Below are 13645 nucleotides of genomic sequence, written 5' to 3' on the forward strand. Positions count from 1 at the left end.
TGACAATTCTGACTATTTCACTAAGAAAATAGCTGAGCCTGCTGCATCGACAGTCAGTTCCAAAGACAGACACACCCATACGCAGGGGCAACAGGATGCAAAAAAGTAGACCTGATACAGACTTCACACCTGGCCCATATCCTCAGGTAACACGGCAGCGGGTCAATGCGCTTGAAATTCTAGATGCGGCATATGTCGCGAATAGGATACCCATTGAATGGATATTGGATCACGCAAAACGGCTCACTGAGAACTTTGAAACGCTATTTGCTCTGAACTACCGAACCGCAGGGAACTATTCCGACGGGGACGGAAATGAGATTGCGGGGTCCAAATTTGATGCTGTTTCCGGACTTGTTAAATCGCGTCTGACCTTTGGTGATGACGGTGCGCAGGCATTGACGATGTCATATACCCGTTGGGACAGTGATCTTGATGATACGGAATATTCGCAAACCGGCACCTCAGGGTTTGGAACAGTTGATCGGGAAATCATCGATGATACGCTTGCCATTCGGTATGAAAACCCTGTCTTGGGGAATGACCTTATCGATCTAGATGTCGTATTAAGCTATGCGAGCACGCAAGTTGAGCAATCGGATTCATCCACTCCGTATGGGCCTTGCGTCTCGGCATCATTGTTCTGCGATTCAGAATACGGCTACGAAACAACAAGCCTAAAAGGCGAAAACACAGCAACACTTGGTGGTGCAACCTACGACGCATATATCACGAAAGGTGTACAGTTATCGCACCTTGAACGTGTTGCAACAACTGTTGCAGGCGATCTGGGCTATCATCCAGAGGGCACAGACGACAAAATTGGCGTCTACGCCCAAGGTGAATTCATCTTCAATGATCGCCTGACAATCACCCCCGGTATGCGCGCAGATTTCATTGCCCTCGAAGCCTCTAGCGATTTGGGGTCTACCGATGCGGACGAGGTTGCTGTGTCTCCCAAATTGGCGGCGCACTATGAAATCAACGACACTTATGCGGTCTTTGGGTCCCTTGCGCACACCGAGCGCGCGCCAACAATCGACGAGATTTTCTCGTATGATGATAGCGATGGCGAGATGTATAGTCTCGACCTGACCACTGAAACCGCAAACAGTGCGGAATTCGGCGTCAGCGCTTCATATCGTGATCTGTTCGGCGGTGCGAACGCGATGGATGTAAAAGCGACGTTCTTCTATTCAGAAATTGATGATCTAATTGCGCTCGATAGCACTGCTGGAACGCCCTATTATGAAAACATTGATTCATCAAAGATTTACGGGCTCGAGTTCGAGGTCGCATTCGAAGCGGATCGCATGTTTATGCGCGCTGCATATTCCGATGTGCGCGGCGAAGACCTATCAACTGGCGAAACGCTGACTTCTATTCCAGTACGCAACTTGAACCTGACGGTTGGTGGCCGCGATCATACCCGTGGCATTGAATACGGCTGGAATGACGGCTTCTTCGACGAAATTAGCTATGGCGCGGGCGACGATTATGCCAGCTACGCAGTTCACGATCTATTTTTTGACTGGAGCCCCCAACAGGGTGCCCTGCAAGGCATCAAAGCGGGCCTGCGCGTCAACAATGTTCTCGACACCCAATACGAAAATTCACTGGCCGGAGATCCGGGCGAAGGCCGGTCATGTGAAATTAGCTTGGCCCGTACATTTGAGTTTTAGATGAATACAAAACTTTCCAAACTTGGACCTGCTTTGGCTGCTGCTTCCCTCGTGGTGACGCCAGATATGCTCCTTGGACAAGAGGGGGCTGCCCAAGCAGCCCCCTCAATTTCCGTTGAAATGAACCAAATCCAGCAACACGAAGGTGCTTGTCAGTTAACCTTTATGCTGCGCAATACCTTGGAGTCGGACATCGCGACGCTGGTGTTCGAAACAGTGCTGCTAACCAAAGACGGGGCGGTCAATCGCCTGACCCTTTTTGATATGCGGGATGTTCCCTCTGGCACACCACGCGTGCGTCAATTCAATGTGCCAGCTTTGGCCTGTGTCGATCTTGGGCAGGTTCTGATCAACGGGGTTGCGGAATGCTCTGGCAACGCACTCGATGCACAAACCTGCATACAGGCACTGCAATTTCCGTCCCGTATTGATGTGGAGATTCTAGGTTGAATATTGTGGAACTTGTGAAGGCCCAAATAAGCGCAATCTACGAATTGGGTGGGCCCGTTGTCGTCTTAATGATGGCTCTGTCCGTGTTGTCGCTGGCGGTCATTTTGTGGAAACTTTGGCAATTTACGCGCCTCGGCGTGGGACGGAATGTACAGATTTCCCAAGCCATTACTGCGTGGGATGCTGGCGATGAAGACAACGCCGCGCAAGCCCTCTCGAAAAGCAAAAACGCATTGGCGGATGTCCTGAAAACGCGGCAGGTCAACGGGCCAAAAACACGCGTCGAAGCCAAGGCAAGTGCCCATTTGGCGCGGCTTGAATCTGGTTTTCGTATTCTGGATAGTATCGCGCAAATAGCCCCGCTTTTAGGTTTGTTCGGGACTGTTTTGGGTATGATCAACGCGTTTCAGGCCCTGCAAGAAGCAGGCAATTCGGTCGATCCGTCCTTGCTCGCCGGTGGTATCTGGGTTGCGCTTCTCACCACGGCCGCGGGACTTGCTGTCGCAATGCCGACGTCGCTTGTGCTGACATTTTTTGATAGCCGTGTCGCGCGCGAACGGGTGCTTGCTGAAAGCGCGATTGAATCAAAATTTGCAGCACGTTCTGCGTAGATTATCATGGCAATCAGTGGTGCAAAAACACGTCGAAAACACATCTCGATGACGTCATTGATCGACGTGATCTTTTTATTGCTGTTGTTTTTCATGCTCAGCTCAACCTTTACCCGGTTTGCTGAAATTCCATTGACAGGCGCATCTGCTGGCCAAGGGGCTGCATCGGCAGAAACGCCACTCCTGTTTGTACGCCTTTTCGAAGAACAGATCGAATTGAATGGGAAATCCCATGCGATTGACGAATTAAGCGCACAGATTTCTCAAATGGAAATCAAAGAAGGACAACAGCTTTTGGTCGCCCCAGATGATACTGTCACGTCCCAACGGCTTGTTGATCTACTTGTCGTTTTGGCGGCGTATCCCGACCTGACCGTTGTTGTATTGGAGTAACTGATGCCCCTATCAGCCAAGCCTCGTCGCGCGCAATCAGAGCCAACAATCGCGCTGATCAACATCGTCTTTTTGATGCTCATTTTTTTTATGATTGCGGGTGCGCTTGCGCCGACGCTGGATGATGAAATTAAGCTAATTGCGACGGATGAACTGGACGGGCGCGCGCCGCCGAATACGGCAGTCCTGCGCGAAGATGGGACGCTGTACTTGCGCGGTGAAGCCGTGACGGTTGAACAGGCTATTGCCGCATCTGAAACGGGCGAAAACGGACGCGATATTCGGTTGGTTGCGGATCGCGCTGTGCCGGCGAACCTGTTGATGGAACGGGTCGGGGAATTGCGGGCAGCGGGCGCAACTTCGGTCTGGATTGTCACTGAACGGGGGCTTGAATGATGTCGCCGCGCGTCTCTGCATTAATCTTTTTGTTGGTCTCTTTGGGTGTTCATATTGGATCAATGCAGGCCATTGCTGTACCCGATACAACGCTGTCAGCCGCTAGTCCGCCCGCTGCACTTGTTTCATACGGGAACAATTTTGCCGATATGGTGATGGGCAGCCCAGAAACCACCCCAGAGGTCATCGATGCGGTAGAAGCGGAACAGACCGAAAGCCCAGCGCTCGCCCAACCGACCCAATCCCTGCAGCCAGAGACAACAGAAACAACAGACGAGGCCCAAACCTCGGATGCACCCATCTTGGACCCGATCGAGGTCACATCTGGCACCGTTGATATACTTGCCGCAGTAACCCCATCGACAGCGTCAGCAGCCCCTGCCGCTATTCCAACCACACTGAGCACGATAGAACCGGTCGAGGTTACAACATCGCAACCAGATCGGTTAGAGGCCCTGCCTGATGTGCAAGTCAACGACGCGAGCCTTGCAACGGTTCGACCTACCCAGCGCCCAAGCGATCTTGGCCAAACCGTTGCGTCAGGAAACGCTAACCAAGACGCCCGACGCGGGTCTACGATCGGAACCCAACAGGTTAGCCAGCAATCCCAACAAAGTGGTCAAGGGCAACAAGTTGACGAAATCGCCATCCAAGCCGCTCGTGAAGCAGCTGCAAACTATGGCAACGCCGTCATGCGCAAGATCAGTCGCACGCGGCAGGAAAGAATACGCGCACGCGGAACGGCAATTGTTCAGTTTCGCGTTGCAGCATCTGGGCAAATTGGATCGATAGGGATCGCACAAAGCTCTGGGAACGCAAGCTTAGACAGCGCCGCCGTGAACCACATCCGTCGCTCTGCCCCGTTTCCTGCCCCGCCCGCAGGGGCGGCGACATCATTTACAATCCCGATCGAATGGCGTTAGCGCTAAATAGTTTTTAAACCTTGACGCCCCACCGTAAACCTTTCAAAAAACCCGCGATGGTTTCCAACCGCCGAATATGCGGTCGGAATGAAAAGGGAATACGGTGAGGAAGAGCGACAACGCGCTGAATCCGTAACTGCCCCCGCAACTGTGAGCGGTGAGTGACCCCGATGAACACCACTGAGCCTTGGCTCGGGAAGGTTCGGGAAAACGCTGACCCGCAAGTCAGGAGACCTGCCATCAGGCGGCATTGAGCCGTTTCTGCAACTCAACCCAGACGGGGCGTCTGGATCGGAGATCATGATGGCAACACGGAAACCCCCGTGCTTTAAAACATGTCTGCCCCGCGCCCTGCATATGCGCAGAGGGCGTTATGAACGTGCGTCAAAGCCTTAGCGGCCATTTACCTGCGACTGCCCTTCAGATCGGTCGAGAATTAGCCGTTTTATTTGAGTGTGTTACCCGTTTTATTGAGGCCGTCGAGTATGTTGTTTTTATAAACGGTATAATTCGGAACCGTCGCATATTGCCAATTGCAACAGATACACATTGTTATAGTATTACACGTGCGTTTAGATGTTGAACCGGAGACGTTCCATGCAATTCACAAAAATCAACTTCGGCCATTATGAAATCGGCTAGTCTTGCCGTAAATGGGGTAAGTTGGGCGCCTCATAAATCGGATCTGCCAGTGCTGCACCCCACCTCATTCAGTGTGGATGCGGGGCGCGTGTTGGGCGTGGTCGGGCCGAATGGTGCGGGTAAATCGACCCTATTGCGGCTTTTATACCGGTTCCAAAAACCGCAAACGGGCAACGTGTGCGTTGGGGGTCAAGACATCTGGGCAATGAACGCGCGTGATTGCGCAAAACAGATTTCTGCGGTGTTGCAAGAACAGGCCTCTGCCTTTGGGCTGACCGTCCGCGAAATTGTCCGCCTTGGCCGCACACCGCACCGGTCCGGTTTTGCAGCATCTGGGGCAGGCGATGAGCGGATCGTAAACACGGTCTTGGAAAAGCTCAGCCTGCATCCGTTTGCTGACCGCAATTTCGGCACTTTGTCAGGAGGTGAACGGCAACGGGTGATGGTCGCGCGGGCCTTGGCCCAAGAACCGCAGGTATTAATCCTCGATGAGCCGACAAACCATCTGGATGTGCGTCACCAGCTAGAGGTGGTATCACTCATCCAAAATCTTGGCCTGACCATCGTGGTGTCTTTACATGATCTCAATATGGCGGCCGGGGTGTGCGACGATGTTCTGGTGCTCAAAGACGGGCAACCACAAGGGTTTGGCCCACCGCAAACGCTTTTGACCGACAGCCTTGTCTCTCACACCTTTCGGGTTGCTGCGCAGCGCGAACAGCTTGCCGCTAGCGGGGCATCCCATTTTTCATTTTCACTTCCCAACGAAACAGGACCAAGATCATGAAACTCACTCTGACCACTTTGGCAGCACTTGCCATTGCTGGCGCCGCAGCGGCACAAACGACGGTGCAAAGCTGCAACCGCGAAGTCACATTTGACGCGCCGCCACAGGCGGCAATTTCCAATGACGTTAACCTGACTGAAATGATGCTGGTGCTTGGGCTTGCGGATCGCATGGTCGGCTACACAGGTATTTCGGGCTGGAAAACGCTGGATGAAAACATGACCGCCGGCATTGAAGAACTGCCCGAACTGTCATCACAGTACCCATCCAAAGAAGTGCTGATTGGCGCTGACGCTGATTTCTTCTTTGCCGGTTGGAACTATGGCATGAGGGTCGGCGGCGAAGTGACGCCCGAAACATTGGAACCTTTCGGCATTCAAGTTTATGAGCTGACCGAAAGCTGCATTCACATCGGTGAAAAAGACGCGGCCTCTATGGACGATATGTACAACGATCTGCGCAATCTCGGTGCGATCTTTGATGTTTCAAATCGCGCAGAGGTCTTGATCGAAAACTACCAGATCGATCTTGAAGACTTTCTATCCGATCAACCCATTTTGGACGAAGCCCCACGGGTCTTTATCTATGACAGCGGCGAAGATGTGCCGTTTACGGCGGGTCAATACGCCATGCCAAACGCGCTGATCGAAGCGGCTGGCGGGACCAACATTATGAATGACCTTGATAAAAGCTGGGCAACAATTGGCTGGGAAGCCGTGGTCGAACGTAACCCCGAAGTCATCGTGATCGTGAACTATGGCGAAGTCACAGCGGACCAGAAACGCGCATTCATGATGTCGAATCCTGCCTTTGCGGATATCGACGCAGTGCGCAACGACCGCTTTGTTGTGCTTGAATATGTCGAAGCGACACCTGGGCCACGCAATATCGCCGCCATCAAAACGCTTGCCGCGGCATTCCGCGCCGAGTGATTTGACATGATGACGCCACAGCAATCGCCCGCCAAACGATCCCAACCTTACGGGTTGTGGGTTGTTGGGGCCATTGGGATTTCGACCCTTTTGGTATCATTCGCGATCGCTGTGAGCGTCGGGGCAGTTGCTATCCCCCTTGAAACGGTTTGGGGCATTTTAATTAACAAGATCGCCCCAGACACATTGCCTCGGGACTGGTCACGCGGACGCGAAGCGATTGTGTGGGATATTCGGTTCCCACGGGCGATCCTCGCGAGCCTTGTCGGTGCGGGTTTGGCGATGGTCGGTGCAAGCCTTCAAGCCGTCACACGCAATCCGCTTGCTGATCCACATTTGCTGGGGATCTCGGCTGGCGGGGCATTCGGCGCGATTTTGGCGCTGCTGCATACGGGGTTGTTTATTGGCTTGCTAACGGTGCCGCTCTTGGCCTTCGCAGGCTCGCTTGGGGCAACATTGATTGTTCTGGCCGTCTCCCAATTTGCATCGGCGACCAGCGCTGATCGATTGGTGCTTGCGGGTGTTGCTGTGTCGTTCATCGTGATGTCTGCAGCTAATGTGTTGATCTTTCTTGGCGATCCAAGGGCCACGCATACCGTGGTATTTTGGATGTTGGGGGGGCTTGGTCTCGCTCAATGGGATCAGCTGATCTACCCGGCGGTGATCCTATTTGGTTGCGGGGCATATCTGTGGCTTAAATCCGATACGCTCAACGCGATGACCATCGGTGATGAAACCGCGACGACATTGGGTATTCCGGTTGCGCGATTTCGGCTAACGATCTTTGTGATCGGGGCTTTGATCACCGGGGTCATGGTCGCGTTTTCGGGAATTATTGGATTTGTTGGTCTTATGGTTCCGCATATCGTGCGCCTTTTGGTGGGCGGTGATTATCGGCGGCTTTTGCCTATTTCAGCGCTGTGTGGTGCAGTATTTCTTGTCTGGGCGGACATTATCGCGCGCACGATCATGGCCCCAGACGATATGCCGATTGGGATCGTCACTGGGTTGATCGGCGGGCTTTTCTTTGTCTGGCTGCTGCGACGACGGACCTAAAAAGCGCCGAGTGGATTTCTTCCCGTTAGTGTGTAGCCTATACACAGGATACAGTCAGTTAGGGGCAAAGACCACCATGCAAGCAAGCTTTACCGTGAACGGCACAGTGCGATCTGTGGATGTCCCAGAGGATATGCCGCTGTTGTGGATACTTCGCGACAAAATCGGGCTGATGGGCACAAAATACGGCTGTGGCATTGCGCAATGCGGCGCCTGTACCGTGCATCTGGATGGGATTGCCGTGCGATCCTGTCAGGTGCGCGCCTACGAATTAGATGGGGCTGAAATCACCACGATTGAAGGTTTAGGCACCCCCGACACGCCGCATCCGGTGCAAGAAGCATGGATCGAAACGCAGGTTGCGCAATGTGGCTACTGCCAGTCGGGGCAAATCATGCAGGCCGTGTCGATGCTCTCTGACAACCCAAGCCCAAGCGACGATGAAATCGATGACGTGATGTCGGGGAACCTGTGTCGCTGCGGGACCTATCCGCGCATCCGCGAAGCGGTCCGGCTTGCCATTCAAAAGCAGGGGGCCTGATCCATGGGTAAATTACGCACGCTCACCCGCCGCACGTTTTTGGTCGGATCATCTGCGGTTGCTGGCGGTGTCGCCTTTGGCGTCTACCGAGCCAAAGCGCCGTTTGAAAATCCGAACCTTGCAGAGCTACCAGAGGGTGCCGCGAGCTTTAACCCTTGGGTCATTATCGACGCTGAGAAAATAACGCTCATTGCGCCGCACGCCGATAAGGGCCAAGGCGTCTTTTCGGCGCAAGCGGCCTTGATTGCCGAAGAATTAGATATTGAGCTGGATCAGGTAGAGATCAGTTTCGGCACACCTGACAAAGCCTATATGAATGGCGCGCTTACTGCCGCCATGGTGCCGTTTCCGCAATATGATTATGGGAAAGTCGCCGAAGGGGCGCGGCGCTTTGTAGGCGGTGTCGTGCGTGCTGCCTTGCCGATCATGGGAACTGGCGGGTCCTCTGCCATGCCTGACAGTTACGATAAATTACGCGAAGCCGGGGCGGTTGCGCGTGAAACGCTTAAAGCCGCAGCATCGCAACAGGCTGGCGTGCCAATTGAAGATTTGCGAACAGAAAATGGGGCGGTCTGGCTACCCGACGGCACGGCGCTAACCTACACATCGCTTGCCGCTACCGCTGCCCAAATAGAGCCCGTGACAAATGTAGCGCTACGCGATCCATCGCAATGGCGCATTCTGGGCAAACCGATGGAACGGGTTGATATTGTTGCCAAGTCAACGGGCACCTTGCCTTACGGCATCGATTACAAAACGGAGGGGATGCTGTTTGCGACGGTCAAGGTGAACCCCCGTCAAGGCGGCGCATTGATCAGCTTTGATGCCACTGCGGCGCTTGCAATGGACGGTATTACAGACGTCTTTGAGATCACCGGCGGCATCGCCGTTGTCGCCAATAACACGTGGACCGCCATTCACGCTGCCAATGCGGTTACCTGTGAATGGCGCAAAGCGACCTACCCGCCAGAACAAGACGCGCATTGGGCTGCGCTTTCGGCGAGTTTCACGGATGATAGGCTGAACGCCGAAGCCCGCAATGTTGGCGATGTTGACGCAGCGCTTGGTGCAGAGGTGATCGCGGAATACCGATCCCCATACGTCGCCCATGCGCCGTTAGAGCCGTTGAACGCCACGATTCTTGTGTCTGATGACCGCGTTGACGTCTGGACCGGGCACCAATTGCAAATGTTCGCAGTAGATATGGTGGCCGAAATCACAGGTATGGACGGCGACAACGTGCATTTACACAATCAGTTCATTGGCGGCAGCTTTGGGCATCGGCTGGAATTCGATTACCTGAAACAAGCTGCTGAAATTGCCGTAAAAATGCGCGGCACACCTGTCAAAATGACCTATTCGCGCGAAGAAGATTTCGCCCATGATTTCCCGCGCCATATCACCATGGGGCGCGGCATTGGCAAGCACGAAAACGGCAAAGTCACCGCGCTTGATGTGCAGATCGCGGGGCAATCGGTGATGACCTCGCAAATGTCGCGCATGGGATTCAGCCTACCCGGCCCGGATACGCAATTGCATGAAGGGGCGTGGGATTACCCCAACCTGAATCTGCCCAATATCCGGGTAAGGTCCTATAAGGAAACCGGGCTTGCGCCCGTATCGTCATGGCGGTCGGTTGGTGCGGCACCAAACGGGTTTATCTATGACACGCTACTTGATGAAACGATCCATGCGGCGGGTGCTGACCCGCTGATGGAACGCATTCGCCTGATGGGGCATGAAGTATCGGTCAAAGTGCTCGAAACCGTGGGCGAAATGTGTGGCTGGAATGGGCATGACTTGGGCACCGGGCGCGGGCGCGGCGTTGCCTATGTGTTTTCCTTTGGGGTTCCCGTCGCAACGGTTGTTGAGGTCACGCAAACAGATCGCGGTATCCGTTTGGATGAAGTTTGGGTTGCGGCTGATGTTGGTCAGGTGATCGATCCTGTGAACCTTGAAAACCTTGCGCAGGGCGGCACGCTGTTTGGTTTGGGACACGCGATGAATTGCGAAATCACTTATTCGGATGGGATGGCGCAGCAAAGCAACTATCATGACCACGAGGCGATGCGGCTTTATCAAGCGCCCAAGGTCAATTTCACCGCGCTAGAGAACAATCCAAAAATCAAAGGTTTTGGTGAACCGCCCGTTCCCCCAGCGGCCCCGGCGTTGGGCAATGCGATTTTTGCGGCGACCGGGCAGCGGATACGGGAGTTGCCGTTCAATAAACATATTGATTTCGTCTAAGGAGCCGACAAATGCAGTCTCTATTCCGTATTTTTATGCCTGTTTTTGTGTGTATTCTTGGCACGATATCTTGGGCTGATGGTGATACACCTGCGACAATTTCTGCGCCTGCGGCTGGCTCTGTGACGCCGGCTGAGGGGCTTGCCGCGTTTGATCGCGTCTACGAGGTCGTTAGCCATCCGCGTTGCGCCAATTGCCATACGGGGCCAGATAATGTTCCGATGTGGTATGGGGACAGTGCGGGCCCTGCGCGGCCACATGGGATGAATATCAACGCTGGCCAAAGCCGAATTGGTGTCGAAACTTTGATCTGTTCGTCCTGTCACCGCACATCCGCAGATCTACGCAGCGCGCCGCATGCCCCACCGCGTGCTGGGTTGGATTGGCAGCTAGCACCAGTTGAATTCGAATGGTTTGGCAAAACCCCTGCCGAGATCTGCGCCCAATTGTCAGACCCTGACCGGAACGGTGGCCGTGATTGGATGGGGCTTGCAGAACATTTAGTTGATGACGCTGGGCATTTCGGTTTTGTGCTGTGGGGCTGGAACCCCGGCGGCGGGCGCGATCCAGCACCTTATTCATTACAAGCGCATGTGGACGACGTTTTGATCTGGGGCGTCGCCGGTCAACCCTGCCCCGTAGATACAAATTAAGTTGATTATTTTTGTGTTATTCACCGCACCGATCACCCTTAGACGTGCGGTCAGTCACACTTTGGCCAAGTTCTTCGATAATAGACGCTCCTTAAATGACGTGGGTTTGTGAATCATCAACGGGCCACGTCCTTGCGCGTTCTACGAACGTTAGTAAATTGGGAGTTATAGAATGAAATTGGTTCTAGTGGCGGGCGTTGCCGCATTGACGGGGCTCACCGTTTTTGCGGCTACGCAGACGTTGCCGTTGTCTGACAATCCTGACCTATCAGAGGCGTTGCAAGCCGAAAGCGATGCGCTTGAAGCTGCGCGCACGGCGTTTGATGAACAATCGGCCGAAAATCTTGCTTTGGTGGCTGCAAACGGTGACCTGACTGACCGCATGACGGCTTTAGAGGCGCAAACGCACGATGCGGCCGCGTCGCTAGAGACAATTGAGTCCCTTGAAAGCGAAAACGCCGACGTGACCCAGCGGATCACTGATCTCGAAACGCGCTTGGCCCAGTCGGATTCAGAACTTGTTACGGCGCAAGAGCAGGTCGCGCAACTGCTTGAGGCTGAAAGCACAACTGACGTGGCAAGCGCGATTGCGGAACTTGAAAGTCAGGTATCGGCTTTGACAAGCGAAAACACGGACCTCAGCGATACACTCGAGAAGCGCGACGATGTGATTTCCGACCTGATGGCAAGTGCAGACCCGTCAGGTATGAGCGTCGTGACGGCCTGTCAGGAACAGACAGATGCGCTGCTTGCGGACACGCGGGTCAGTTTTGAATCTGGCAGCACTTTCACCGAGGATTCTGTCTTGCTGCTTGAACAAATCGCGATGGTTGCAATTGACTGCGCGGGCGATGGTCTGATGCTAGGGGTTGAGGGGCACACTGATGGCGCGGATGATTTTGCGAGCAACCTGTTGCTGAGCGATGCGCAGGCCACAGCCGTCGTTGATTTCCTCGCAGAGCGCGGCGTGCCGACGCAGGCCATGCGCCCGGTTGGTTTTGGCGACCGAGAGCCTAGCACGGACGAAGAGAAAACCCAAAATCAACGGATTATCTTTGATTGGAAGCAGGGTTAACCCCTGCTCAACAACGCTATTTTTAGTTTGGAAAACCCATGTTTACTCCTATGATCCAAATACTTCTCTACCTTTCAGCCACGTTTGTTTTGGGCCTTGCTTTGGGCTGGCTTCTTTGGAAGTTCGGCAACACAGATCAGGCTGATGCGCAATCGACGGAAACGGAATATTGGATGGAGCGTCTTGACCAGGCACGCAATGAGCGCGACCTGCTCGAGACCAAAATCACAGCTCTTGCACGCGAAAAAGAGAACCTAACAAAACGCCTGAAATCGGCGGAACAGAAGCCCCAGTAGCTATCCTGAATTGACGCGTTTGTCTGCTTGATGTTCGTCTTCGATCAGCCCAATTTTCCAGTACCCAGAGATATAAGTATCTTCTTTGGGTACGCCGCGCCGGTTGATAATTTCCGCACGTAGGGCTTTGATCATGCCGCTTTCCCCGGCGATGCATGTTTGAACCCGGCCCGCAAAATCCGGCAGCGATGCAATGCGATCGATGCACTGCGTCACCGGCTGATGCGGATCAGGGTGGGTGAGCCAGTGCACAGCAACCCCGTCCGGTGCGTCCACTTCTTGGCGATCTTCATCTGATGTGATCTCCAAAAAGGCCAACCCTGCCGCATCACGCGGCATCGCTTCAAGGGTTGCGGCCGCAACGGGTAAAGCCGACATGTCAGCCGCGATCACATAAGTGTCGGCATAGAATTCCTTCAGCTTGATTGGGCCAGGCCCTGCAAATCCTGCGACATCCCCAACCACACAACGCCGCGCCCAAGCGGATGCAGGCCCGGCATCACCGTGATCGACGAAATCGATATCAATTTCCTTCAATTCAGGGCGCAGATGACGAATCGTATAGGTGCGCACCGTGGGTCGTGGGCCTTCTGCCAGCTGATTTACAAATGCATCTTTGGCTTGGTCAATTTCAGGGATAAACAACTTAAAATGTGCGCCTTCGATCCCGGCCTCAAGACCTTGCATCCAATCAGACGTACAGGTGACCCGGATCATATTTGGAGTAATCCATGTCTTTGCAGAAACATGCATAATGCGCGGGGTGCGCTTGGGAGGCGTGGTCATTGGTGTTCTTTCTTGATGGGCTGGGTTACGTTCCAGTTTTTCCAAGCACTCGGCTTGGCCCTCAATAACTGACAGATTTTATCAGAAAAGAAAAGAGGCACCGGGTGATGAACTTGCAACGTTTTTGCAAGCTGTTTACCTAGGTATCGAGAACAGTTGGCGGATTTATCATTTC

15 protein-coding genes and 1 riboswitch are annotated in these 13645 nt (G+C 53.9%); of the genes, 14 read left to right on the forward strand and 1 reads right to left on the reverse strand.

Translation table 11 applies throughout. The features are described from left to right. Nucleotides 1-95 precede the first annotated feature (95 nt). The 14 genes from DS901_RS17280 to DS901_RS17345 all read left to right on the forward strand — a co-directional run bounded on the left by DS901_RS17280 (nucleotide 96) and on the right by DS901_RS17345 (nucleotide 12684). Complete coding sequence (locus tag DS901_RS17280) at nucleotides 96-1682, forward strand: TonB-dependent receptor domain-containing protein (RefSeq protein ID WP_113778179.1); 1587 nt, start codon at nucleotides 96-98, stop codon at nucleotides 1680-1682. Then, nucleotides 1683-2132 carry a hypothetical protein gene (locus tag DS901_RS17285; protein ID WP_258546781.1) on the forward strand — a complete coding sequence of 150 codons (450 nt, stop codon included), beginning with the start codon at nucleotides 1683-1685 and terminating at the stop codon, nucleotides 2130-2132. A gap of 5 nt (nucleotides 2133-2137) precedes the next feature. After that, complete coding sequence (locus tag DS901_RS17290; protein WP_309472541.1) at nucleotides 2138-2743, forward strand: MotA/TolQ/ExbB proton channel family protein; 606 nt, start codon at nucleotides 2138-2140, stop codon at nucleotides 2741-2743. A 6-nt stretch (nucleotides 2744-2749) separates the two neighbouring features. Next, a complete protein-coding gene (locus DS901_RS17295; RefSeq protein ID WP_113778180.1) occupies nucleotides 2750-3136 on the forward strand; it encodes a biopolymer transporter ExbD in 387 nt (128 codons plus the stop codon). A gap of 3 nt (nucleotides 3137-3139) precedes the next feature. Continuing rightward, the gene (locus tag DS901_RS17300) at nucleotides 3140-3532 is read left to right on the forward strand and encodes an ExbD/TolR family protein (protein WP_113778181.1); all 393 of its coding nucleotides are present in this window, start codon (nucleotides 3140-3142) and stop codon (nucleotides 3530-3532) included. Continuing rightward, nucleotides 3529-4455, forward strand: coding sequence for an energy transducer TonB (locus DS901_RS17305; RefSeq protein WP_113778182.1), 927 nt, complete (start codon nucleotides 3529-3531; stop codon nucleotides 4453-4455). The genes DS901_RS17300 and DS901_RS17305 overlap by 4 nt, the downstream gene beginning before the upstream one ends. 40 nt (nucleotides 4456-4495) lie before the next feature. After that, nucleotides 4496-4711, forward strand: a riboswitch (cobalamin riboswitch). Between the two features lie 372 nt (nucleotides 4712-5083). Then, nucleotides 5084-5884, forward strand: coding sequence for an ABC transporter ATP-binding protein (locus tag DS901_RS17310; protein WP_113778183.1), 801 nt, complete (start codon nucleotides 5084-5086; stop codon nucleotides 5882-5884). Further along, nucleotides 5881-6816, forward strand: a complete 936-nt coding sequence (locus DS901_RS17315; protein ID WP_113778184.1) for an ABC transporter substrate-binding protein — start codon at nucleotides 5881-5883, stop codon at nucleotides 6814-6816. Before DS901_RS17310 ends, DS901_RS17315 begins: the two co-directional genes overlap by 4 nt. A gap of 6 nt (nucleotides 6817-6822) precedes the next feature. Continuing rightward, nucleotides 6823-7872 (forward strand): FecCD family ABC transporter permease, encoded by a 1050-nt coding sequence (locus tag DS901_RS17320; RefSeq protein ID WP_404932357.1) that lies wholly within the window; start codon nucleotides 6823-6825, stop codon nucleotides 7870-7872. A 76-nt stretch (nucleotides 7873-7948) separates the two neighbouring features. After that, on the forward strand, nucleotides 7949-8413 hold the full coding sequence (locus DS901_RS17325; protein WP_113778185.1) for a (2Fe-2S)-binding protein: 465 nt from the start codon (nucleotides 7949-7951) through the stop codon (nucleotides 8411-8413). A 3-nt stretch (nucleotides 8414-8416) separates the two neighbouring features. After that, the gene (locus tag DS901_RS17330; protein WP_113778186.1) at nucleotides 8417-10660 is read left to right on the forward strand and encodes a xanthine dehydrogenase family protein molybdopterin-binding subunit; all 2244 of its coding nucleotides are present in this window, start codon (nucleotides 8417-8419) and stop codon (nucleotides 10658-10660) included. Nucleotides 10661-10671: 11 nt separating this feature from the next. After that, nucleotides 10672-11313 (forward strand): hypothetical protein, encoded by a 642-nt coding sequence (locus DS901_RS17335; RefSeq protein WP_258546782.1) that lies wholly within the window; start codon nucleotides 10672-10674, stop codon nucleotides 11311-11313. A 172-nt stretch (nucleotides 11314-11485) separates the two neighbouring features. Next, a complete protein-coding gene (locus tag DS901_RS17340; RefSeq protein WP_113778188.1) occupies nucleotides 11486-12388 on the forward strand; it encodes an OmpA family protein in 903 nt (300 codons plus the stop codon). 38 nt (nucleotides 12389-12426) lie between these two features. Beyond that, nucleotides 12427-12684 (forward strand): hypothetical protein, encoded by a 258-nt coding sequence (locus DS901_RS17345; protein ID WP_147249964.1) that lies wholly within the window; start codon nucleotides 12427-12429, stop codon nucleotides 12682-12684. Here DS901_RS17345 and DS901_RS17350 read toward each other — a convergent pair whose 3' ends face one another. Beyond that, the gene (locus DS901_RS17350; protein WP_258546783.1) at nucleotides 12685-13470 is read right to left on the reverse strand and encodes a siderophore-interacting protein; all 786 of its coding nucleotides are present in this window, start codon (nucleotides 13468-13470) and stop codon (nucleotides 12685-12687) included. It lies immediately after the preceding gene. Between the last annotated feature and the right edge of the window lie 175 nt (nucleotides 13471-13645).

Source organism: Loktanella sp. D2R18 (assembly GCF_003318235.1).
Classification (GTDB): domain Bacteria; phylum Pseudomonadota; class Alphaproteobacteria; order Rhodobacterales; family Rhodobacteraceae; genus Yoonia.